This is a genomic window from Staphylococcus coagulans, assembly GCF_002901995.1.
Lineage (GTDB): Bacteria > Bacillota > Bacilli > Staphylococcales > Staphylococcaceae > Staphylococcus > Staphylococcus coagulans.
The window spans coordinates 13,105-37,164 of the sequence record NZ_PPQN01000059.1 but is presented as its reverse complement, the minus strand read 5'-3'; the positions used below and the strand labels follow the sequence as shown (position 1 = coordinate 37,164).

Annotated in this window: 26 protein-coding genes and 1 riboswitch; of the genes, 22 read left to right on the top strand and 4 right to left on the bottom strand. The window is 35.5% G+C overall.

The features are described from left to right. Positions 1-32: 32 nt before the first annotated feature. From atpG to fabZ, 7 genes are all read left to right on the top strand, one after another. Positions 33-899, top strand: coding sequence for an ATP synthase F1 subunit gamma (gene atpG / locus CD118_RS10405; RefSeq protein ID WP_050330391.1), 867 nt, complete (start codon positions 33-35; stop codon positions 897-899). 23 nt (positions 900-922) lie between these two features. Continuing rightward, positions 923-2,335 (top strand): F0F1 ATP synthase subunit beta, encoded by a 1,413-nt coding sequence (gene atpD / locus CD118_RS10400; RefSeq protein ID WP_050330393.1) that lies wholly within the window; start codon positions 923-925, stop codon positions 2,333-2,335. Positions 2,336-2,357: 22 nt separating this feature from the next. Then, positions 2,358-2,762, top strand: a complete 405-nt coding sequence (locus tag CD118_RS10395) for a F0F1 ATP synthase subunit epsilon (RefSeq protein ID WP_016426456.1) — start codon at positions 2,358-2,360, stop codon at positions 2,760-2,762. A gap of 246 nt (positions 2,763-3,008) precedes the next feature. Then, positions 3,009-3,239 carry a DUF1146 family protein gene (locus tag CD118_RS10390; protein ID WP_060829592.1) on the top strand — a complete coding sequence of 77 codons (231 nt, stop codon included), beginning with the start codon at positions 3,009-3,011 and terminating at the stop codon, positions 3,237-3,239. 126 nt (positions 3,240-3,365) lie between these two features. After that, a complete protein-coding gene (gene murA / locus CD118_RS10385) occupies positions 3,366-4,631 on the top strand; it encodes a UDP-N-acetylglucosamine 1-carboxyvinyltransferase (RefSeq protein WP_060829593.1) in 1,266 nt (421 codons plus the stop codon). Further along, a complete protein-coding gene (locus CD118_RS10380; RefSeq protein ID WP_016426459.1) occupies positions 4,612-4,821 on the top strand; it encodes a hypothetical protein in 210 nt (69 codons plus the stop codon). Before murA ends, CD118_RS10380 begins: the two co-directional genes overlap by 20 nt. Further along, a complete protein-coding gene (fabZ, locus tag CD118_RS10375; RefSeq protein WP_016426460.1) occupies positions 4,821-5,264 on the top strand; it encodes a 3-hydroxyacyl-ACP dehydratase FabZ in 444 nt (147 codons plus the stop codon). The genes CD118_RS10380 and fabZ overlap by 1 nt, the downstream gene beginning before the upstream one ends. Before the next feature lie 221 nt (positions 5,265-5,485). Here fabZ and CD118_RS10370 read toward each other — a convergent pair whose 3' ends face one another. Beyond that, positions 5,486-5,920 carry a YwpF-like family protein gene (locus CD118_RS10370; RefSeq protein ID WP_050330398.1) on the bottom strand — a complete coding sequence of 145 codons (435 nt, stop codon included), beginning with the start codon at positions 5,918-5,920 and terminating at the stop codon, positions 5,486-5,488. A gap of 180 nt (positions 5,921-6,100) precedes the next feature. Between CD118_RS10370 and CD118_RS10365 the strand changes: the two genes are divergently transcribed. The 8 genes from CD118_RS10365 to CD118_RS10330 all read left to right on the top strand — a co-directional run bounded on the left by CD118_RS10365 (position 6,101) and on the right by CD118_RS10330 (position 14,298). Next, the gene (locus CD118_RS10365) at positions 6,101-6,466 is read left to right on the top strand and encodes a single-stranded DNA-binding protein (RefSeq protein ID WP_060829594.1); all 366 of its coding nucleotides are present in this window, start codon (positions 6,101-6,103) and stop codon (positions 6,464-6,466) included. A 405-nt stretch (positions 6,467-6,871) separates the two neighbouring features. Further along, a riboswitch (TPP riboswitch) is annotated at positions 6,872-6,972 on the top strand. Between the two features lie 69 nt (positions 6,973-7,041). After that, positions 7,042-7,719: a thiaminase II gene (gene tenA / locus CD118_RS10360; RefSeq protein WP_103356674.1), complete on the top strand. Its 678-nt coding sequence runs from the start codon at positions 7,042-7,044 to the stop codon at positions 7,717-7,719. A gap of 3 nt (positions 7,720-7,722) precedes the next feature. Further along, positions 7,723-8,529: a bifunctional hydroxymethylpyrimidine kinase/phosphomethylpyrimidine kinase gene (gene thiD, locus CD118_RS10355; RefSeq protein ID WP_060829596.1), complete on the top strand. Its 807-nt coding sequence runs from the start codon at positions 7,723-7,725 to the stop codon at positions 8,527-8,529. A gap of 1 nt (position 8,530) precedes the next feature. Next, complete coding sequence (gene thiM, locus CD118_RS10350; protein ID WP_103356673.1) at positions 8,531-9,322, top strand: hydroxyethylthiazole kinase; 792 nt, start codon at positions 8,531-8,533, stop codon at positions 9,320-9,322. A gap of 1 nt (position 9,323) precedes the next feature. Then, positions 9,324-9,962 (top strand): thiamine phosphate synthase, encoded by a 639-nt coding sequence (thiE, locus tag CD118_RS10345; RefSeq protein ID WP_103356672.1) that lies wholly within the window; start codon positions 9,324-9,326, stop codon positions 9,960-9,962. Between the two features lie 88 nt (positions 9,963-10,050). Beyond that, a complete protein-coding gene (gene yidC, locus CD118_RS10340; protein ID WP_050330407.1) occupies positions 10,051-10,908 on the top strand; it encodes a membrane protein insertase YidC in 858 nt (285 codons plus the stop codon). A gap of 234 nt (positions 10,909-11,142) precedes the next feature. Then, complete coding sequence (locus tag CD118_RS10335; protein WP_103356671.1) at positions 11,143-13,500, top strand: cell envelope integrity TolA family protein; 2,358 nt, start codon at positions 11,143-11,145, stop codon at positions 13,498-13,500. 150 nt (positions 13,501-13,650) lie between these two features. Continuing rightward, entirely contained in the window at positions 13,651-14,298 is a 648-nt protein-coding gene (locus CD118_RS10330; protein WP_103356670.1) for a CPBP family intramembrane glutamic endopeptidase, read from the top strand. A 250-nt stretch (positions 14,299-14,548) separates the two neighbouring features. Here the strand turns inward: CD118_RS10330 and CD118_RS10325 are convergent, their stop codons facing one another. Both CD118_RS10325 and cls read right to left on the bottom strand, forming a co-directional pair. Next, on the bottom strand, positions 14,549-15,205 hold the full coding sequence (locus tag CD118_RS10325) for an HD domain-containing protein (protein ID WP_240621933.1): 657 nt from the start codon (positions 15,203-15,205) through the stop codon (positions 14,549-14,551). A gap of 13 nt (positions 15,206-15,218) precedes the next feature. Then, a complete protein-coding gene (gene cls / locus CD118_RS10320; protein ID WP_103356668.1) occupies positions 15,219-16,709 on the bottom strand; it encodes a cardiolipin synthase in 1,491 nt (496 codons plus the stop codon). A gap of 139 nt (positions 16,710-16,848) precedes the next feature. On the opposite strand from cls, the gene csoR reads away from it, so the two are divergent. The 5 genes from csoR to CD118_RS12045 all read left to right on the top strand — a co-directional run bounded on the left by csoR (position 16,849) and on the right by CD118_RS12045 (position 20,118). Next, entirely contained in the window at positions 16,849-17,136 is a 288-nt protein-coding gene (gene csoR / locus CD118_RS10315) for a copper-sensing transcriptional repressor CsoR (protein WP_050330414.1), read from the top strand. 21 nt (positions 17,137-17,157) lie between these two features. Next, positions 17,158-17,391, top strand: a complete 234-nt coding sequence (gene csoZ / locus CD118_RS10310; RefSeq protein WP_050345362.1) for a putative copper chaperone CsoZ — start codon at positions 17,158-17,160, stop codon at positions 17,389-17,391. After that, a complete protein-coding gene (locus CD118_RS10305; protein ID WP_050345363.1) occupies positions 17,384-17,590 on the top strand; it encodes a cation transporter in 207 nt (68 codons plus the stop codon). Before csoZ ends, CD118_RS10305 begins: the two co-directional genes overlap by 8 nt. 103 nt (positions 17,591-17,693) lie before the next feature. Further along, entirely contained in the window at positions 17,694-19,880 is a 2,187-nt protein-coding gene (locus CD118_RS10300; RefSeq protein WP_103356667.1) for a heavy metal translocating P-type ATPase, read from the top strand. A gap of 88 nt (positions 19,881-19,968) precedes the next feature. Further along, on the top strand, positions 19,969-20,118 hold the full coding sequence (locus CD118_RS12045; RefSeq protein WP_164905407.1) for an Lmo0850 family protein: 150 nt from the start codon (positions 19,969-19,971) through the stop codon (positions 20,116-20,118). Between the two features lie 68 nt (positions 20,119-20,186). Here CD118_RS12045 and CD118_RS10295 read toward each other — a convergent pair whose 3' ends face one another. Continuing rightward, entirely contained in the window at positions 20,187-21,404 is a 1,218-nt protein-coding gene (locus CD118_RS10295) for an FtsW/RodA/SpoVE family cell cycle protein (protein ID WP_050330421.1), read from the bottom strand. A gap of 154 nt (positions 21,405-21,558) precedes the next feature. Between CD118_RS10295 and CD118_RS10290 the strand changes: the two genes are divergently transcribed. Together CD118_RS10290 and CD118_RS10285 are read left to right on the top strand one after the other, a co-directional pair. Further along, the gene (locus tag CD118_RS10290; RefSeq protein ID WP_103356666.1) at positions 21,559-22,629 is read left to right on the top strand and encodes a D-alanine--D-alanine ligase; all 1,071 of its coding nucleotides are present in this window, start codon (positions 21,559-21,561) and stop codon (positions 22,627-22,629) included. A gap of 12 nt (positions 22,630-22,641) precedes the next feature. Then, positions 22,642-24,003 carry a UDP-N-acetylmuramoyl-tripeptide--D-alanyl-D-alanine ligase gene (locus CD118_RS10285; RefSeq protein WP_103356665.1) on the top strand — a complete coding sequence of 454 codons (1,362 nt, stop codon included), beginning with the start codon at positions 22,642-22,644 and terminating at the stop codon, positions 24,001-24,003. Positions 24,004-24,060: the final 57 nt, after the last annotated feature.

Sequence of the window (24,060 nt, the reverse complement as noted above, 5' to 3'; positions counted from 1 at the left end):
TCGATCATTAAAATAGATAAGGTGGTGAGATAGTGGCTTCATTAAAAGAAATTGATTCTCGTATAAAATCAACGAAAAAGACGAAGCAAATTACAAACGCGATGAACATGGTTTCTAGTTCGAAATTGCGTAAAGCTGAAAAAAATGCAAAAACATTTCGACCTTATATGGAAAAAATGGAAGATGCGATTACAGCGATTGCGGGTGCGAATACGAATAACACCCATCCTATGCTTGTTGAACGTGAAGTGAAACGTGTTGGTTATATGGTTATTACAAGTGACCGAGGCCTTGCAGGTGCATACAGTGCCAACGTTTTAAAACATATGATTCGTGATATTGAAAAACGACATCAAAGTTCTGACGAATACAGTATTATTGTGCTAGGACAAATCGGTGCTTCATTTTTAAAAAATAGAGGATACGAGATTGAAAATACATTAACTGATATTCCAGATCAGCCTTCATTTAAAGCCATTCAAGCTATAGCTAAACGCGCTGTTGACTTATACGCAGAAGAACGTATTGATGAATTACATGTCTACTATAGCCATTACATGAGTGTAATTGAAAATAAACCAAGAAGTAAAAAATTATTACCATTATCTCCTGAGGATTCGAGCTTAGGGCATGGCGCGTTATCATCATATGAATTTGAGCCAGATAAAGAAGCGATATTAAAAGTCTTATTACCTCAATATATTGAGAGCTTAATATATGGCACGATTCTTGATGCTAAGGCGAGTGAACATGCATCTCGTATGAATGCGATGAAGAATGCCTCTGATAATGCAGCAGAAATGATTGATGATTTATCATTACAATTTAACCGTGCGCGACAAGCAGCCATTACACAACAAATCACTGAAATTGTTGGTGGTTCAGCAGCGTTAGAATAATTTGATTATAAGGAGGAAGAAACATGGGATTAGGCCGTGTAACTCAGGTCATGGGGCCAGTTATTGACGTGCGTTTTGAACATAATGAAATTCCAAATATTAACAACGCACTTATCATCGAAGTGGCAAGAGATGGTGAAACTGAGAGTTTAACTTTAGAGGTCGCTCTTCATTTAGGTGACGATGTTGTACGTACAATCGCAATGGACTCTACAGATGGTGTTCAACGTGGTTCAGAAGTAAAAGATACTGGCGCACCAATTAGCGTACCAGTAGGAGATGCAACACTTGGACGTGTCTTCAATGTTTTAGGTGAACATATTGACTTAGAAAGTGAAGTTGACGCTTCAGTACGTCGTGACCCGATTCACCGTTCAGCACCTCAATTTGATGAACTTTCTACAGAAGTAGAAATTTTAGAAACTGGAATTAAAGTTGTAGACTTACTAGCACCTTACATAAAAGGTGGTAAAATTGGATTATTTGGTGGTGCCGGTGTAGGTAAAACCGTATTAATTCAAGAATTAATTAACAATATCGCTCAAGAGCACGGTGGTATTTCAGTATTTGCCGGTGTTGGTGAACGTACACGTGAAGGTAATGACTTATACTATGAAATGAAAGATAGTGGTGTTATTGCTAAAACAGCGATGGTATTCGGACAAATGAACGAGCCACCTGGTGCACGTATGCGTGTTGCATTATCAGGTTTAACTATGGCTGAATATTTCCGTGATGAACAAGGACAAGACGTATTATTGTTTATCGACAATATTTTCCGTTTTACACAAGCAGGTTCAGAAGTATCAGCATTATTAGGCCGGATGCCTTCAGCAGTAGGTTATCAACCAACGTTAGCGACTGAGATGGGTCAATTACAAGAACGTATTACATCTACAAATAAAGGTTCTGTTACATCAATTCAAGCGGTATTCGTACCAGCCGATGACTATACTGACCCAGCGCCAGCTACAGCTTTCGCGCACTTAGATGCAACAACAAACTTGGAACGTAAACTTAGTGAAATGGGTATCTACCCAGCTGTGGACCCATTAGCTTCAACGTCACGTGCGCTTGAACCGACTGTAGTTGGACAAGAACACTATGATGTTGCACGACAAGTTCAATCTACTTTACAAAAATACCGTGAATTACAAGACATCATTGCTATTTTAGGTATGGATGAATTGTCAGATGAAGATAAGAAAACTGTTGAACGTGCGCGTCGTATCCAATTCTTCTTATCACAAAACTTCCATGTTGCTGAACAATTTACAGGTCAAAAAGGATCTTACGTCCCTGTTAAACAAACTGTACAAGACTTCAAAGCAATTTTAGATGGTAAGTATGACCATATTCCTGAAGATGCATTCCGCTTAGTGGGTGGCATTGATGACGTGATTGCGAAAGCAAAAGACATGGGTGTAGAAGTTTAATACAAATTAGGAGGCTTGGATAATGAATACATTAACCTTAGATATCGTCACTCCTAATGGTTCTGTTTATAAAGAAGAGAACGTAGAAATCGTTGTCTTACAAACAACAGCAGGCGAGATGGGTGTGATGTACGGTCACATTCCGACGGTTACACCATTAAGAATCGGTCATATCAAAGTGACTAAAGATGGTAAAGCAGATTATATCGCTGTAACAGAAGGGTTTGCTGAGATTAGACATGAAAAAGTAAATATTTTAGCACAAGCTGCTGAATCAGCAGAAGATATTGACTTAGAGCGTGCAAAATCAGCAAAGCAACGTGCAACTTTTTATCTTGAAGGAGATCAATCAGATACGGATTTAAAACGTGCAGAACGTGCATTGCAACGTGCTGATAACCGTATCGAAGTTGCTAAATACAAGTAGTTGGCTTTTACGAGCTAACAATAAAAAGCTCGATGTGTATCTATCCACACATCGAGCTTTTTATAATGGTATCAATGCTGCAATCTAGCAATCATAAGTCTCTAAAACTATTATTGTCCATTATATTTCATTTCAAAGCTATTATAGAAAAAGTGTGTTTGTATAAGGCGCTAATAGTATGAATTGTACTATAAATCATGTAGAATTAATGAAGAGAATGAAATTGTGAAGGAGCAAAGTAACAATATGGATTATATGGGTCAATTTGCTATCGCACATATTTTAACGCACGTGCTGTGTATTTGTATTGCTTATTGGGGCTTAAATGCAATTAGGCTAGATCAGTTTTTTAAAAAAGGATATCCTATGCAAGTTCAAGTCATTATGATTTTTGCAGCAATTTTATTAGGCACAAGCGTAAGTAATTTTATTATTGATTTACTACATTTTTCTACGCAAATCAGATATTTATTTTAAAAATTCAAATCATGATGTTTAAAATAAAATAAATAAGTTAAATAGCTAATAACAGGTGTATTTGCTCAAGTAGTGACCAATTAAAAAAATAGAACAGAGTTGTAAACTAGTGGAGGATTAATGAAGATGGATAGAATTATTGTTAAAGGCGGTCAAACGCTTAAAGGTGAAGTAACGGTAGAGGGGGCTAAAAATGCAGTCCTACCGATTATTACAGCTTCATTATTAGCAAGCAAAGGGAAAAGTGAATTACTTAACGTACCTGCTTTAAGTGATGTCGAAACAATTAACAACGTACTTAGTGTTTTAAATGCTAAAGTGAAATATCACGAAAAAAAGCAATCAGTAACAGTTGATGCTTCTAAAGATTTAAATGAAGAAGCCCCTTATGAATATGTGAGTAAAATGAGAGCTAGCATCCTTGTTATGGGACCTTTATTAGCAAGATTAGGACGTGCAAAAGTAGCATTACCTGGAGGGTGTGCAATCGGTTCGCGTCCGATAGAGCAACACTTAAAAGGACTTGAAGCATTAGGTGCCAAAATATATCAAGAAGCAGGTTATATTTATGCTGAAGCGCCTCAAGGTTTAGTTGGAAATGAGATCCATTTTGATTTTCCAAGTGTAGGCGCAACACAAAATGTGATTATGGCAGCAACCTTGGCAAAAGGACGTACAGTCATTGAAAATGTTGCAAGAGAACCTGAAATTGTCGACCTCGCAAATTACATTAATGAAATGGGCGGGGATGTTAAAGGTGCAGGCACAGATACTATTATTATTAACGGTGTTGAATCATTAAAAGGGGTCCAACATTCAATTATCCCTGATCGTATTGAAGCGGGAACACTGATGATTGCTGCTGCTATTACGAGAGGCGATGTATTGGTTAAAGGTGCAATTAAAGAGCACATGACAAGTTTAGTCTATAAATTGGAAGAAATGGGTGTAAACCTCGAATATCAAGAGGATGGTATTCGTGTAACTGCACCAGAACAATTACAGCCAGTTGATGTTAAAACACTCCCTCACCCAGGTTTCCCGACAGATATGCAATCACAAATGATGGCACTGCTTTTAACAGCTGAAGGCCATAAAGTCATCACTGAAACGGTGTTTGAAAACCGTTTTATGCATGTGGGTGAATTCAAGCGTATGAATGCTAAAATATCAGTTGAAGGCCGTAGTGCAAAAATAGAAGGCAAAAGTGAGTTGCAAGGTGCGCAAGTCAAAGCAACCGATTTACGTGCAGCAGCAGCTTTAATTTTAGCTGGCCTTGTGGCAGATGGAGAAACAACAGTAACTGAGCTGAAACACCTTGATCGTGGTTATGTGAATTTTCATGGAAAGCTTAAATCATTAGGTGCTCAAATTGAAAGAGTTAATGACTAAGCGAAATAACTGGTTACAAGTCCTGACGCATTCACTCAGTGCTAAATTGATTCTTTTTGTAATTGTTGCTGTGATTTTATTTTTTGTGGGAATCATGACAGGCTTTATCATTAACCATGACAACGTCATTAAAATGTTTGATTTGAGTTTTTGGCATCATATATTTGAAACAATTGGAGGAGAAGATTAATGGAAACCATCTTTGATTATAATGAAATAAAAAATATTATACCGCACCGTCAACCCTTTTTGTTGATAGATAAAGTTGTTGAATATGAGCCGGGTCAACGTTGTGTGGGAATTAAACAAGTTTCAGGTAATGAACCATTTTTCCAAGGTCATTTTCCAGAATATGCAGTTATGCCAGGTGTCTTGATTACAGAAGCTTTAGCACAAACAGGTGCTGTCGCTATGCTTAATAGTGAGGAGAATAAAGGGAAGTTAGCCCTATTTGCTGGTATAGATAAATGTCGTTTTAAAAAGCAAGTGGTCCCTGGAGATACGCTACGATTAGAAGTAGAAATCACAAAAATTAAAGGACCGATAGGAAAAGGAACTGCTAAAGCAACAGTTGATGGCCAAATTGCATGTAGTTGTGAATTGACATTCGCATTGCAAGATCCTAATGCTTAATTAAAAATTAAATATAATGACATGAGGAATGTCCAATATAAAAAAGTAGATGTCTGGGTGATGAACAGCTTGAATCAAGTGTAACCTAGACATCTACTTTTATTTGAAGAAACGACGATATTCTTCTTGTTCAAATAAATTTGAGATGTTTTATTCATTTTATTATTTCTGCTACGTTTAATTTTTACGAAAAGTCGTTGTCGAAAATGATAAATCTTGCACTATTGCCGTTCGTCTTTTAAACGTGGTTTTGATTGCATCATACGGTTAAATGTTGTGATTAATTCATCACCTTCAAGACCTTCATTCACTAATTGCTCAAGTAAACTTTCCGCGTAAACTTGTCGCAATGTATAGATGTGACATTCAAATACGACAGAGATATACTCTTTTAAAGGTGTAATATGTTTGATAGTTGCATCAAATAACGCAGGATCATTGGAAGGGCGTGTAATGACGACACGAATGTCTAATAACTTTTCTTCTGCCATATATTGTTCCATTTGTTCCTGATGCACATCGGAAATGACAATTTCCAATAACCAACCAGTTCCACTATTTTCTTTATTAATAATAACGCCATCTATCAGTTCATATTCTGTCACAGTACTGTTTTCAGAAACGATTTGGAAGCGGACAGCCTTAAATGTTTTCATTCAACCAACCCCTTAAAAGATTAAAGAACTTTTCGAAAAAATGGATTCATCGCTTATTATAACTCAAAAAGTAAAAAAATTCTTTACCTGCTTGAACTTTTAAATGGGATTGCACGGTTGTTTTTAATTTATTGAACATTGTTTTATTGTAATAAACCGACTATATTACGGATATAGGAGGTGAGCTCAATTAACCAATTTCAAGCAATCGGTTGTATAAATCGTCCGCCCCAGCATTATGAAAAAGAAGACAGTCACTTTATAACTTTTTCAGTCAAAGTTACACGTAATTATTTAAGTCGCAACCAACGACCTATGTATGACTTTTTAAACTGCAAAGCTTATGGAGAAGTGGCAATTCAAATTAAAGAAGTTTTTAAAGAAGACATCATCGTAGCAATCAGCGGACAAATTCAAACAAGACGGTTTTTTCATAATGATGAAAAACGTTATGCTACGGAACTCCTCGTTACACAATTTTATCCCTTAATTCCCACTCAAATGAGATCAACATGTGAAAACCTAACAAGCCCAACACAAATTTAAATATCTATGATTTATCACCCACTATGCTTTCAAAATCAACCTTCTCAAATTATATTTCCCCTTACAAAATATAATCGAATTTACCTCACACAATCATTTAACTGATCTTATTCATTTACCTTCAAAGACATTCCCAAATATTATTTTTGAATGGGAGTGGGACAGAAATCTATAGATTTCGTCGTCCCACCCCGGCAAAGATGACTAGGGTTGCGCCGAGCTAAAAAGCGAAAAGCGCAACCCAGACATCAACTGCGAAGAATACATAAGTAACGGTATCAAATAGTAGAACAACAGGTTCATGCTGATAATTGGTTAATCAAACTATTAAAATAGAATATTCAGAATAAAAGTCGACTCTAATTGAAATTAAACAGTCTTTTTGATACATTAAGTATAAATAAATAAGACTACTAGGGGCGCCTTAAGGCTGAGATGAATGGCAATTCAGACCCTTCGAACCTGATTTGGTTGATACCAACGTAGGGAAGTAGCGGTATAACATCATTCACCGTGGTATGTTATCAAGGCTGCTTTTCTTAGTGGTCTTTTTTCATATCAAAGGAGAATAAAAAATGACATTTTCTGAACGGTTAATGCAAGAGGCAGAGCCAATTATTGAGCATATTTATAATGATGATTTTATCCAAGGGCTAATTACAGGGCAAATTCCTAAAGCAGCAGTTAAGCATTATTTACGTGCAGACGCCCGCTATTTAAATGAGTTTGCGAAAATATACGCGTTGTTAATACCTAAAGTCAATTCAAAAGAAGAAATACAATTTTTGACTGAACAAATTCAATTTGCAAGCTCAGGAGAAGTGGAACCACATCATATTTTAGCTGATTTTGTAGGTGAAGATTATCAATCGATAATCGCTGAGGGGGAATGGTATCCCTCTGCTGATCATTACATTAAACATATGTATTACAATGCTTTTGCATTTGATAATGTAGCATATACGATTGCCGCTATGGCACCATGTCCATATGTTTATCAACAACTTGGCAAACGTGCAATGGCACAGTACGATTTTTCAAATTCAAACCCATTGAAATCATGGTTTGCATTTTATGCACAAGAAATGGACACTTTAATGTCATACATTCAACGATGGTTAGATGAATATGCAGAAACGAGTTCTACTCAAGTTCAAAAAACTTTACGACAAAACTTTCTACAAAGTACGACTCATGAACGCCGTTTCTTTAATATGTCATATCATTTAGAACAATGGGAATTTGGAGGGTAAAAAATGGAAAAACCAAAAATAGCTTTAACAATTGCAGGTACGGATCCTAGTGGTGGCGCAGGTGCAATGGCAGACTTGAAATCTTTTCATTCCTGTGGCGTTTATGGCATGGCAGCAATCACAAGTATTGTAGCGCAAAATTCTTTAGGTGTTCAGCATATCCATAATTTAGATGCTGCATGGCTGGAAGAACAATTAGAAAGTGTATTTAATGATGAAAAGCCACATGCATTAAAAACGGGTATGATACCTACACCGGAAATGATGGAAGTAATCGAAATTTATTTGAAAAAGATTGATATTCCTTATGTCATAGATCCCGTGATGGTCGCCAAAAGTGGGGATTCATTAATGGAACAAAGTGTACGTCAGAGTTTAAAAGAATCATTATTACCCTATGCAGATGTTGCAACACCTAATCTTCCTGAAGCTGAAGAAATTGTTCAAATGACAATTGATAGTGAAGAAAAAATTCTTCGTGCAGGTCAATATTTTATCCAAGAAATTGGTTCTAAAGGTGTCATTATTAAAGGTGGCCATTTAGAAGGTGATGCTATTGACCATTTATTTACTAAAGAGGGTCACTATGAATTTAAAAGTGAACGTTTCCCAACACAACACACACATGGGACAGGTTGTACTTTTTCGGCAGTCATTACAGCAGAATTAGCAAAAGGAAAGTCGGTTTTCGAGGCTGTAGCTAAAGCGAAAAAATATATTTCGTTGGCAATTAAACATACGCCTGAGATAGGAAAAGGGCGTGGCCCGGTGAACCATTTTGCATATGAAAAAATCAATGGGTGGGATTAATATGAATTTTTTATCAAAGTTAAGAGCACAACATCCTTTAGTTGTTTGTTACACAAATGATGTTGTTAAAAACTTTACGGCTAACGGTTTGATTAGTGTCGGTGCAAGCCCTGCAATGAGTGAAGCACCGGAAGAAGCAGATGATTTTTTTAATGTAGCGCAAGCGTTATTAATTAATATTGGGACATTGACAAAACAACGCGGTGAAGACATGTTAAAAATCGCAAAAACAGCCAATAAGAAGGGCGTGCCTGTAGTGTTCGATCCGGTTGCAGTGGGCGCATCTCAATTTAGAAAAGATTTTTGTCAACGCTTCTTAGAGGAAATAGATATATCGGTTATTAAAGGTAATGCATCTGAAATAATGACTTTAGTCGATACGACAACAACGATGAAAGGTACGGATAGTGCGGATGATATCGATGTTGTAACAATCGCACAAGAAGCGTATAAAAAGTATCAAACTGCCATCGTTATTTCTGGCCAAGTCGATGTTATTATTCAAAAAGAGGGTATTGTTACGTTATCTAATGGTACGCCGCTCCTTACTAAAATCACAGGAGCTGGATGTTTACTTGGAGGTGTGATTGCAAGCTTTTTATTAGGAAAAGAAACACCTTCAATTGAACAGCTGACACAAGCAGTATCTTTCTATAATATTGCTGCAGAACAGGCTGAGCTTAGAGAAGGCGCAGATTTACCAGGGACTTTTCTTGTCGCTTTTATTGATGCATTGAATCAAACATCTGCTGAATCTTACCAATTAGAGATCAAAAAGAGAGAAGTGATTTAAAATGGGTTTTGATCGAAAGCAATTACGTATTTATTTTATTGCCGGAACACAAGATGTGAAAGAGGGCAGTCTTGAGTCGATACTTAAAGAAGCGTTAGAGGCGGGTATTACAATGTTCCAATTTCGTGAAAAAGGACCCTCTTCTCTATCAGGCAATGAGAAAAAGTTGAAGGCTATAGAGTTGCAAAGGTTATGTCGTGCCTATAAAGTGCCTTTCATCGTCAATGATGATATTAATTTGGCGATAGAAATTGATGCTGATGGTGTCCATGTAGGACAAGATGATGAAAAAATAGCCTCATTCTATTCTAAGCTCAAAAACAAAATTATAGGATTGAGTGTAGGTGACTTTGAAGAGTATGATCAATCTGATTTAACACATGTTGATTATATTGGTGTCGGTCCTGTCTATGAAACGAGTTCAAAAAGCGATGCCAAAAAACCTGGCGGTGTTGAAATGATTCGTCGGATGAGAGAATATGATGAAAATATTCCTATCGTGGCTATAGGTGGGATAACTGAAGAAAATGTGTTGTCTATTATTAAAAATGGTGCCGATGGTATCGCAACAATTTCGTCAATCACACACAGTACAAATATTGAAAACTCTGTGAATCGTTATATGCAATATTTCAAATAAAATCATTTTTATGTTTGAATATATTTCCACCATTCCAATTTCTATGATAAAATATCATTTATGTGAATATTACTTTAGAGGTGGAAAAATGAAGAACAAAGCTTTACTGACAACGCTTCTAGGCGTAGTCTTATTTTTAGCTGGATGTGATTATAGTAAGCCTGAAAACCGAGACGGTTTCTTTTTTAATACCTTTGTCCAACCTATGGATAAACTTATACACTGGTTAGGTCATACATTAGGTGATAATTATGGCTTAGCTATCATTATTATTGTATTAGCGGTGCGTGTTGTACTCTTACCTTTTATGTTGTCTAATTACAAAAACATGCATATGATGCGTGAGAAAATGAAAATAGCTAAGCCGGAAATTACAGAAGCGCAAGAAAAAGTAAAACGTGCACGTACACAAGAAGATAAATTGGCTGCCAACCAAGAAATGATGCAAGTTTATAAAAAGTACAATATGAATCCAATGGCCAGTATGTTGGGATGTTTGCCTCTTATTTTACAAATGCCGATTATTATGGCACTGTTCTTTGTATTAAAATATCCATCTGGTGGCGGCATAACTAAGTATTCGGATTTTCTATGGTTCCATTTAGACAAGCCTGATATTTGGATTACCATTATTGCCGGTGTTCTTTACTTTATTCAAGCTTATGTTTCAAGTTTTAATATGCCACCTGAACAACGACAAATGGGATACATGATGATGATTATATCTCCAATCATGATTGTTTGGATTTCGTTAAGTTCTGCTGCGGCATTAGGTTTGTATTGGTCAGTTTCTGCCGCATTCTTAGTGGTTCAAACACACGTAGCGAATGTTGTATATGGCAAAAAAGCAAAAGCAGAAGTTGCACCATTGATTAAAAAGTTTGAACAAGAAAAAAAGCCAAAATCAGCTAAAAACACACAAGTTGTGAAGAAAAAGAAAAAATAAGTACGGTCCTTAAATATAAAAAAGCACAGTGCCATGACTTTTAACATAGAGTCAAGGCCCTGTGCTTTTTTTATATGGGATGGAAGAAAACACGCGATACTATTAAAATAATAAAATTGTAAATAAAATAACACAATTGTAAGTCTTTTACAATCTTTTAAAAAAATAATATTGACTATCAAAATTCAATTGACTATAATTAATCGTAATCATTACGATTAAAGGAGATAAATCATGAAGAAAACTATTGTTACATCCATGCTTGTTTCAAGCGGCATTTTATTATCATCCCATTCTGCATATGCTGATAGTGTAGAAAACAGTGGAGAATCCTCTAGTGGCCCGAATTCAGCAGAAATTGAGCAAAATGTTGATAGCCCTCAATCAGTAAATACAGTACAACCATCTGCGCAACAAAAGTCTCAAAATGTAGCAATGCAACCCAAATCTAGCATAGATACGAAAGTGCAAAATGAAAATAACGTATCCACAGAGACGGAAGCACATCACGGTGCTACCGAAGTAACACCCCATAATGATGCACATGTAAATCCTCAAACTGAAACAGTAAGCCCTCAAGTTGAACATGATACACATGAACATGTTGGTCATGCACACGATGGTCATCATCATGAAGAGATTCACCAACATCATCCTATTGAAGAAGAACGTGAAGCACACCCCGAGCAAGAAAAAGTTCAAAATATCGGTCCTGTTGACCATATCACACGAAATGAAAAGGATTTAAAAGATAATAAACAGGTTGTTGATCCTAACAATTTTAGCGCTATTAGTTTTGAATTATATGATCCTTTTAAATCAAACGCACAATTAATTATGCCAGAAGGACAGAAAACGTCTTCGTTTGGTTATTATGTTTTAAAACAAACAAATTGGAAAGACGTACCATTCCAACTTCCACAAGTAAGTATTCCCGATGGTTACTATCTTAAATATTGGTCTTACGATTTACCCAAAGAAGGGCAAGTAACGCGAGATCGCGCATTTAGAGCACATATCGGTTTAGAAAAATACAGAAACACGCCTCCAGTCCTAGGACCATTCACAAATGCAACTTCTGTTGAAGTAACTGAGCGCTTAAAACAAGTCGATCGCGATGATTATGCACCTGTTTTCTTCAAAGCATTAAACAACGGACATTTTATTGCGGGTAAGCAAGTATCTAATAATATTGTTTATTATTTAAAACATGGCCAAACATGGCAACAATTAAAAGAAAATGGTTTGATTATTCCTACACCTGTACCGAATGATAACAATACAGAATTTATAGAATGGCGTAATGCGCTACCTCAAGATAACGAATATCCGACAGTTAATTTTTATCTCGGTGCATTCGGAACAAAAGATTTATTAATTGACTCATACGTACCTACTGACGTAAATCATCCGTTAGATGATAACGATCCAGCTCGACCACACCCAAGAGATATTACGCGTCCATATGATAAAAATCATTACACACCAATCGCATTTGTAGCAGATGGACCAGGTTATTTAGATGACTATACTTCTGTAGAAAAAGCATTAGTTTATCTTGTAAGAAATAATCCGACATGGAAAGATTCCGCTTTTGGTGCACCTACACCGATTCCTGATGAAGGTAGTGTGTTTGTAGGATGGGATAGTCCTATTTCTGATTCAGGTGATAATAAAGTAGAGCGAAAAGTATTTAAAGCCATATTTAAATCAAAAGAAGAATTAGCTGCAAAAGATTGGGATACACCAAACGCACAAGAAGGTAAAGCAACAGAAGATGCACATGCAGAAGCATGGGAAAAAGAAGCAGAAACAAAAGATTGGGATACATCAAACGCGCAAGAAGGTAAAGCAACAGAAGATGCACATGCAGAAGCATGGGAAAAAGAAGCAGAAACAAAAGATTGGGATACACCAAACGCGCAAGAAGGTAAAGCAACAGAAGATGCACATGCAGAAGCATGGGAAAAAGAAGCAGAAACAAAAGATTGGGATACACCAAACGCGCAAGAAGGTAAAGCAACAGAAGATGCGCATGCAGAAGCATGGGAAAAAGAAGCAGAAAAACATCAAGCTGACTTTCCAAATGAAAATCATCAAAATCAACCAGACATGTCATCACATGATAAGCAAGCAATGGATCAAAAATCATCTTCCAATGCCATTTCTAAAGATAAAATGCAATCACAGCAAGTAGCGCACGAAAAAAATATGGATCAACCTCAAACTGAACACAAGTCAATGCAATCCACTGTTCAAGCTCAAATGATGAATACTAGGCCATCAAAAACACAGAATGTGAATATGATGAGCAGTGCAGGAAGTCACGACGATGCTCAATATCCATCTCCTTCCATTTTAAATGCAGTGCCAAGCGAACCTCATGGCGTGAATATAATGACAACTGAGATGCAAACTGTGAAACAAAGCCATTTAACCGATAATTTACACAAAAATGATATGGTAACTGCTTCTCAACAACATGAGGAGAAGATGTTACCAGAAACAGGCCAAAATGGTCGAAGTTTCCCAATGTTGTTATCACTTTTATTTACAACTATGGGTGCATTCATTTTAAGAAAAACAAAATAATGATGACTTATTTACAAACATTTGAATCAATAATTCATAAATTGTTTAACTTAAAGCTCCAAAGGTTATTGACACCTTTGGAGTTTTTATGTATATTATTTAAAATAAAATAATTATCAAATAGATAAAAATAAAATTTAAGGAGACAGTATGAAAGAAACAATTAGGCAAATTTTTCATGAAGACAACCGTGTGAATAATGATGCATTAACTTTACGATTGATTAAAGGTATTATATTCATGCTCATTTTTGTAATTTACATTGGTGAGTCATCTGTTTTAGAGACCCTTTCTCTAAAAGCCTGGATTTACTTTATAGTGCTTGCATTTCTTATATATATGTTAAAGTACTTCAACATTAATTTATTCAGTTTTAAAAAGTTAACAGCTAAGGACATTTCGATTATTGTGATTGTTACAATTGTTGTGAAATTACTTGATTATTTATTTTCTTATCTTTACGCTGGATCAACATTAAATCAGGAAAATATAGAAAGCAGTATTCAAGGTATTTCAATATTAAATTTTGCAATATTTTTTGCATTACTTCCAGCGCTCTTGGAAGAAATTGTTTTTAGAGGAATTATCTTACGTGTATTATTTAAAGGACATTTGTTTATAGGGTTAATTGTCAGCAGTGTTCTTTTTGGTTTTGTCCATGAATATAGTAATTGGATAGAATTTTTACCTTATTTTTATTCAGGTCTTTTCTATGGCCTTGCATACTTAATAACAAGAAGAATCGAAGTGGTGATATTAATCCATTTTCTGGGGAATTTTAGTGCTTTTTGGATATAACAATAATGTACATATAAAAATGATTTTTGAGGCTATTGGGATGACTGTAGCTGTTTGATTGGAATGCGTCACTTACTTGAAAAGGTGACTTAAATTGAGAAAAGCTTTATTTAAAGCAAAAAACTCAATTTAAGTCACCTTTATTGATTCTTGTTGCTTTCATGAGCTCAGTCATATGATTGAGTGAGCCCAATTATAGAAGTGAAAGTATATATCGTTATTATTTTAAGAGAAATAGAGAAGTAATGAATTAGTGATGTATATCAGAAAGCCATTCAGCCATAAACTGTGTCAAAAAGAGTTCTAAAAAAGCATGGCGCTTCTCAGCCATTTGTCGTGCAGTTTGAGTATTCATTAAATCTTTTAACTTTAATAATTTTTCATAAAAATGCTTAATGGCAGAGGGGGGAAGGTGACTAACATCTTCTAATTCGTTTAATTGTTTTAAAGTATATTCACCTGTCCACATAGGTTCATTGAAATGACCGGCAAATTGAAAAGTTCGTGCAATACCGATGGCACCCATCGCATCTAAACGATCAGCATCTTGTACAATTTGAGCTTCTATTGTTTTGAGTGTACCTACAGAATTTGATTTTCTAAAACTCATATGATCGATAATGTAGAAAATGGCTTGTTGGTCATCAGAAGGAACTTTATGTAAATGTAAAAACTGCTCTAATTCTTGGTGCGCAGTAATGCTATCCACTAATTTATCATCGACTGTGTCATGTAGAAGTGCTGCCATTTCAATGATGAAACAATTTGCTAAAGGATAGTGTTGCGCAATTTCTAAAGCAAGATGTCGCACACGTAAGACATGTGCAACATCATGACCACTACGATCTCCCTCATGTTTAGACTTCATATAGTTTAATGCGGCTGTGATTGCATCTTTCATCTTTATTTCAACTTCCTTTTTATAGAATAGGGGCAAGTAATTGGCTGATAGCCTCTTTAAATTTTATCCATAAACTTCTCTCGTCATAGCGTTCTTTTGTAAGTTCAGAACAAACTTTTAGATCGGTTTCAAAACTTTTTCTGACTTCTTTAGCTAATTTTTCATTATATACGAAAGCATTGACTTCAAAGTTCAAAGTGAAACTTCGATTATCCATGTTCGTAGTACCGACGCTTGTAATTTCATCATCAATAGTGAGTGTTTTGGCGTGTAAAAAGCCATTATCGTATAAGTAAACGCGTGCGCCGGCTTCAATCAAGCTCGCCACATTTTTAAATGTTGCCCAGTAAACAAATGGATGATCTGGTTTACTTGGGATCATAATATTGACATTGACCCCACCCAGTGCTGCGATTTTTAATGCATCCATAAAAGCTTCATCTGGAACGAAATAAGGGGTTTGAATATAAATATCTTTTTTAGCCATAGAGATCATTTTAAGGTACCCATATTTTACTTGTTCCCACAATTCATCTGGGCCACTAGATGCAATTTGAACGCCCATACTGCCTTGTTTTGACCCTGTGTGTTTAGGGAAATACTTTTCATTATAAACCATATTGTCACGACTTGCTTGCGAATTCCAATCCAAAATATATCGTAGCTGTAATGCATGAACAGCTTCTCCTTGTATTCGAAGATGTGTATCACGCCAATATCCAAACTTTTTGGATAAACCTAGATATTCATTACCTACATTAAAACCGCCTACATAACCTATTTGACCATCAATAACAACAATTTTACGATGATTACGATTGTTCATACGCAAGTTAATCAGAGGCAACTTTGAAGGAAAGAATGATTCAACATGCCCGCCTTTTTCTTTGAATTGCTTAAAATCTCTCAACGTTAAGCCCCTTGAACCCATATCATCATATAACATTTTAACTTCGACGCCCTGTTCTAATTTTTCCTCTAATAAAGCCATAATACTTTTACCGAGTGCGTCGTGTCGGAAGATGTAATATTGGATATGTATGTAAGATTGTGCTTGACGTATATCTTCTTTTAAGTGTTCGAATTTTTGATAGCCGTCTGTTAACAATTCAATTTCATTATTTTTTGTATAAAAGGCAGCGTTATTATAGAGGAGCATTTGTATCATACGACTGTAATTTTGTATATGAGGATTGTGTGGCTCAAATTTGTTATTTTTGATGGCCTTTAATTGTTGGTTAACGATGTATTCAAGGCCAATTCGATCCCTTTGATCTAACTTAAAGATAGATTCACGTTGAATTTGTCTACCGAATAGCAAGTAAATAACAAATCCTATCAATGGAAACAAGCCGAGTACAAATATCCACGCCCATATGGATCCTGCACTTCTTCTTTCCATAAAGATAATTGTAAAGATAAAGGTTAAATTTAATAAAAAAGCCCCTATCAACAGATAATTGATAATCACATTATCATTAAAAAAGAATGTATAGAAAATTTCAGGCATAACTTCTATCTCCTTTTATATGAAGTTTTTATCATTGTAACATAGAATATAATGTTCGATACAGAAACATTGACATATACCTGTACAGGGTATATGATACACAATGTAAGAGAAGTTAAACAGATTTGAGGGATGTGAAATGATAGAACAAGCACACCATTCAGATGAAATTAAACGTAACTTAAAATCACGTTTAAACCGCATCGAAGGTCAGGTCAAAGCAATAAATCGTATGATTGATGAAGATGTCTATTGTGATGACGTACTTACACAAATTAGAGCAACACGTTCAGCTTTAAATAGCGTTGCGACACGTCTCCTTGATCACCATATGAAAAGTTGTATTATGAATAAAATTGATTCCGGACACCAAAGTGAGGCAATGGAAGAATTACTTGTGACTTTTCAAAAATTAATGAAAGACTAAGAATGATGATGGGGTGAAAATATGGAAACAGGTCATGTTAATGTTTCTAACCTAACAACGCTTGAGGAAAAAGAGAAACTGACACAACGATTACTGGATATGATTGGGGTTGAAGCGGTTAATATCGATCTTGATACTCAACGCATTATACTCACTTATCAAACACCAGCTAATCTTAATACTTTAGAGAAAGAAATTTATGATGCAGGTTTTCCTGTTATCCAATCACATAAAGGAGTGTATGAAAATGAGTAAACATGTTATTCAAGTTGAAGGGATGAGTTGCGCCCATTGTAAAGCAGCAGTTGAAGGTGCAGTAAAAGATAATCCAGATGTTGTCCATGTAGAAGCGTTTCCAGCTGATAATAAAGTTGAAGTGGATGTCAAAAAAGATGAGGCCCTCGATGATATTAAGCAACGTATTTATGATCAAGGCTATGACGTTGTTTCGTAAAATTTAGGGGAAATACGTAGGGGTTATTTTTCATAGAAAGACGAAAAATGACCCCTCATTTTAAATGAAGAATATACCCTGTATAGGTATAGGAGATGAAAATATGGCACAAGAAACTTTTAAAATTTCAGGAATGACCTGTGCGGCTTGTTCTTCGAGGATTGAACGTGTGTTAGATCGTGAGGAAGGTATCGATCAAGTAAGCGTCAATCTGGTTATGGAGAAAGGGACAGTCACATTTGATCCTAATCAAATTTCAATAGAAGAAATCTATGAACGTGTCGCGAAAATTGGTTATCAAGCATTTCCAATGGAGACTAAAAAAGAAGCGGATCAACGTAAACATGATGAGCTTAAACGTCAGAAATATAAATTTATTGTCTCGCTCGTTTTGGCTTTACCGTTACTTTATACGATGTTTGCACATTTTTCATTTTTAAGCTTTATTCCAGTACCAGAATTATTACTTAATCCTTGGTTTCAATTGATACTTGCGACACCAATTCAGTTTGTTTTAGGTTGGCAATTTTATGTAGGTGCATATAAATCATTAATAAATAAAAGTGCAAATATGGATGTTCTTGTAGCGATGGGTACTTCAGCTGCTTATTTTTATAGTATTTATTTGATGTTCACAACACCACATCATCATGGGCATAGCCATACACCACTTTATTTTGAAACAAGTGCGATTTTAATTACATTAATTTTATTAGGTAAATATTTTGAAAAACGAGCAAAAGGGCATGCTAGTGATGCAATTAGTAAGCTCGCAGCTCTACAAGTTAGAGATGCAGAAGTTGAACGTCACGGTGAAACTGAAATGCTACCCATTGAAGATATTAGAGTAGGAGATATTGTCCGAGTGAGAACAGGACAACAAATTCCACTTGATGGCGAAATTATTGAAGGTGAAACGACAATCAATGAATCTATGTTAACGGGTGAGAGTATTCCGGTAGAAAAAACAGTAGGCGATCAAGTGATTGGTAGTACAATCAACCAGACGAACTTCATTAAGTTAAAAGTGACACATGTGGGTGAAGATTTGATTTTAAATCAAATTATTAAAGTCGTTGAAGATGCACAAAATGATAAACCACAAATTCAAAGATTAGCGGATAAAATTTCTAATATTTTTGTGCCATCAGTTATCGCAATTGCGCTCGTCACATTTTTAATTTGGTATTTAGTGATTACACCATTTCAACTCACTGAATCTCTTGAAATTTTTATTGCTGTAATCGTCATTGCTTGTCCGTGTGCATTAGGTTTAGCTACACCAACTTCTATTATGGTAGGTTCAGGTCGAGCAGCAGAAGCGGGTATTTTATTTAAAACAGCGGAATCATTAGAACAGACGAAGCATGTTGATACAATTGTATTTGATAAAACCGGAACGCTAACACACGGTGAGCCAGAAGTCGTTCATGTGATAACTTATATGCAAGATGAATCATTAGGTGCTTACATTAAAAGTATGGAAGTACAATCAGAGCATCCGCTTTCTAAAGCGTTAGTCCAACATTTTAAAGATGCACAAACTTTGGATGTGCAACAGTATCAAACACATGCAGGAAATGGTATTTCCGGTGTGATACAAAATCAACACATTCGTATTGGTTCAGTTCGTTTTATATCAGAAAACGTTAAGTTAATGGAATCTGAATATACACAAGTGCGTGACCTTGAGCAACAAGGGGCTACAGTTGTAGGTATGACAATTGATAATCAACTTGCAATGTTGATGGCGTTGCGAGATGAACCGAAAGAAGACGCACAAACAGTATTAAGTCAATTAAGTGAAAATCATACGCTCATTATGTTGAGTGGTGATAGCGAACAAACTGCACGTGCTATTGGTCATGAGCTTGGCATCGATCATATCATTTCAGAAGTCAAACCCGATGAAAAATCCAAAGTCATACGCGATCTTCAAAGCCAAGGGAAACGTGTAATGATGGTGGGTGATGGAATTAATGATGCACCTGCACTCATGACAAGTGATATCGGTGTTGCTATGGGTTCAGGTTCAGATATTGCACTTGAATCAGCAGATATAGCGTTAGTTAAAAATAAATTAGCTTCTATTGCAGAAGCATTAAAATTGAGTCACCTCACTATAAAAAATATTAAACAAAACCTCTTTTTTGCATTTTGTTATAACTTAATCGGCATTCCAATTGCAGCTGCAGGTTTCTTAGCACCATGGGTTGCAGGCGCAGCGATGGCATTTAGTTCTGTTTCTGTTGTTATTAATGCACTTCGGTTAAAAAATATAAAAAAATAATTTTTGTAAATTTAAATTTTGGTGTAGTAATATGTCGAAATTTGGGGTAATATAAAGGTAGTAGATAAGCAAAGTATGGGGTGATTTTATGGCAAAAAAGAATGACAAGCTTCAAAATGTAGTTCAAATGTTGTCTTCAATCGGTGTCAAGGTTAAGAAAACCAAATCCCGATTTGATATTATGCGTACGCTACCTAATCCCAAACCTGCAACTGAAAATATTAATCGTATTAAATAAAAAAACGCTTAGATGTACAAGCTTGATGACATCTAAGTGTTTTTTTATACATGTTTACGATTTGTGTATCAATTGTGGGTAGGGCTCGCAGTTTTTGTTGTGTTGAGATTTTCATCATATTTTTTAGGCGTATGATAATGAATGCTTAAAATCACGCCTACCCCTGTCATTAAACTCCACAACGAACTTCCTCCATAACTTATAAATGGTAACGGTATACCCGTAATGGGTAATAATTGAATCGTCATGCCTATGTTTTGAACGATATGGAATAGTAATAAGCTTGCATAACCAACAATAAAAGATTTATTAAATAAATCATCGGCATTCGTCGCCATGCGTAGTAAATGAATCAACAATAGTAAAAAGATACCTAATAAAACGACAGCCCCGATAAAGCCAAACTCCTCACCAATAACTGAAAAAATAAAGTCTGTATGATTTTCTGGAATGTAGACTTCTCCGTTATTCAAACCTTTTCCTATTAATTGACCTGAGCCAATGGCTTTTAAAGATTCCGTTAAGTGAAACCCGTCCCCCGAACTGTATGAATAGGGATCTAACCATGAATTAATACGGCCTAATTGATATGTTTTAATGCCAGCCACATTTTCAATTAAATTCGGCTTATAAATAATGGATAAAATTAAGGCGGATCCAATTATAATGACTGTACCAAATAGAGGTGCTAAAATTTTCCAAGTCACACCGCTTACAATCACAATACCAGCGATAATTGCAAGTATTACGAGTGTTGTTCCTAAATCGTTTTGTAACAGAATAAGGGCCATTGGAATGATGCTCACAAAAGCGATCTTAAATATTAACATTAAGTCCGTTTCGAAAGATTTATTGAAAGTGAAGCGATTGTGTTGGGCAACAACTTTTGAGATGGCTAAAATCAATACGATTTTCATGAATTCTGAAGGTTGAATGCTAATAGGGCCGAAACGATACCAACTCTTAGCACCGTTAATCACAGGTGTTATTGCAGATTCAGGCATAATGATTAACCCTAATAACAGAATAATAAATATAAAGTAAATGATATAAGTATATTTGCGTATTTTTTTAGGTGAAAATAACATAATTATAAAAGCAATGATTGCACCAAGTATGTAATAAAAAATTTGCCTTAAACCAAAATCTAAGCTATATTGGCCGCCTCCCATTGCCGAATGAATTGTCATAATACTAATTACAAAAAGGACAGTAATAAGCGTAATTAACTGCCAGTCTAACCGTCGCAAAAATGACTTTTGCGTTTGTTGTCGAGAAGATACCATGTCAATCTCCTTTACACATTATTTCTTTTATTTTCATTATATACCGATTTTACATAAGTTGTAATCAAATTGCTAATAATGCCGAAAAATAAATGCAATACAAATGTTTGTCGTGGTAAGATGTAGATTAGATGAAATATATGGAGGCGGGTTTATGTCAAAGGAAGCTTTATGTATCATTTATGGTGGTAAAAGTGCTGAACATGATGTGTCTATTTTAACAGCTCAAAACGTATTAAATGCGATAGATAAAGAACGTTACCACATTGATATTATTTATATTACTAATGAAGGTAAATGGAAGAAAACAGAAAACATTACCGAAGAAATTACAAGTACGAATGAATTAGAAATGACAGATAACGTAGAAGGTGATATTTCTACGATGTTAACAGAAAGTAGCCAAGGCGGCCGTTATGACGCTGTATTTCCGCTCTTACATGGGCCTAATGGTGAAGATGGCACTATTCAAGGGTTATTTGAAGTATTAGATCTTCCGTATGTAGGCAATGGTGTATTGGCTGCGTCTAGTTCAATGGATAAACTTGTTATGAAACAATTATTTGCCCATCGCGGTTTACCACAACTCCCATATGTAAGTTTTTTACGTAGTGAATACGAAAAGTACCGTAAAAATATTCTTAAGTTAGTCCATGATAAATTAGAGTTCCCTGTATTTGTTAAACCAGCAAATTTAGGTTCAAGTGTCGGAATTAGTAAATGTGAAGATGAAGCAACTTTAATTCAAGGGATAGAGGAAGCATTTCAATTTGACCGTAAACTAGTAATCGAACAAGGTGTGAATGCGCGTGAGATTGAAGTGGCAGTGCTCGGAAATGACTATCCAGAGACAACATGGCCAGGGGAAGTCGTGAAAGATGTTGCATTTTATGATTACAAGTCAAAATATAAAGACGGAAAAGTGAAGTTAGCGATTCCTGCAGAGTTAGACCCAGAAGTACAAATGACTTTACGCAATATGGCGGTGGAAGCTTTTAAAGCGACTGATTGTTCTGGATTGTTACGCGCTGATTTCTTTGTTACAGAAGATAATCAGATATTTATTAATGAAACGAATGCGATGCCTGGTTTTACGGCTTATAGTATGTATCCAAAATTGTGGGAAAACATGGGTGTTTCTTATTCAGAATTAATTACTAAGTTGATAGATTTAGCAAAAGAACGATATGCAGATAAACAAAAAAATAAACATCGCATTGACTAGGAGTTTTGAACAATGATTAATATCACGTTAAAACAAATTGCTGAATGGATAGATTGTAAAATTGATTCACAATATTTAGATGTAGAAATTAAAGGCATCACTATTGATTCTAGAAAAATTGAAAAAGGTCAGCTCTTTATTCCTTTCAAAGGTGAAAATGTTGATGGTCATCAATATGCTGAACGAGCATTACGCGACGGGGCTGGCGCGACTTTTTTTGAAGCACAAAGTTCAGTTAAATTCCCACAAGCGGGTCCGGTGATCGTAGTTTCAGATACACTAGTGGCGTTACAACAATTAGCAAAAGCTTATCTTCAATACGTATCTCCAACTGTTATTGCTGTTACAGGTTCTAACGGTAAAACGACAACGAAAGATATGATTGAAAATGTCTTAGCCGGACATTACCGTGTACAAAAGACACAGGGCAATTACAATAATGAAATCGGTATGCCATTAACGATTTTAAATCTAAATAAAGATACAGAAATTTCGATTTTAGAAATGGGAATGTCTGGTTTTCACGAAATTGAATTATTATCTACAATTGCACAACCGGATTTTGCGATTATAACGAACATTGGTGAGTCACATTTGCAAGATTTGGGTTCACGTGAAGGTATTGCAAAAGCTAAGTTTGAAATCGTTAAAGGTTTAAAACCAGGAGGTTACTTCATATATGATGGGGACGAGCCTTTATTGCAACCTCATGTTGACACTTTAGAATCAGCTAAAGTCATCAGCATCGGCCGAAATGCTTCCAATGATGTACAATGTGAAATTGTTTCGCATCATGATGAAGGGATTGTATTTAAATTAAATGGTAATGAACAATACTCAATTCCAGTGTTAGGCGAGCACAATATGCGAAATGCAGCGATTGCGATTACGGTTGCACGTGCTTTAAATATTCAACATGATGAAATTCAACAGCAACTCAATCAATTGCAGTTGACTGACATGCGTATGCAAAAATTTAAAGCTAAAAATGGTGCGCTGATAATCAATGACGCGTATAACGCAAGTCCTACAAGTATGAAAGCTGCAATTGAAACATTGACACTTTTAGAAGGTAATAAAATATTAATCTTAGGTGATGTTTTAGAGCTAGGGGCGCAATCTAAAATCATGCACGCAAGTGTCGGCCAATATTTGGAGGGTAAAGGGATTAATGGTCTGTATACGTTTGGTGAGGCAGCAATGGAAATTCATGAAAAAGGAAAACATCATGTGGACGAAGCGATTCATTTTGATACAAAAGACAAGATGATTCGTTATTTGACTTCTATTGTAAATCAAGGTGACGTTGTTCTTGTTAAAGCATCAAGAGGCATGCGTTTAGAAGAAGTGGTAGAAGCGCTTGTAAAGGCGTAATCTAAAAAGTTTGATATCAGTCCCATTTTAGTTGTTAGCAATATCATTTAAATCCTT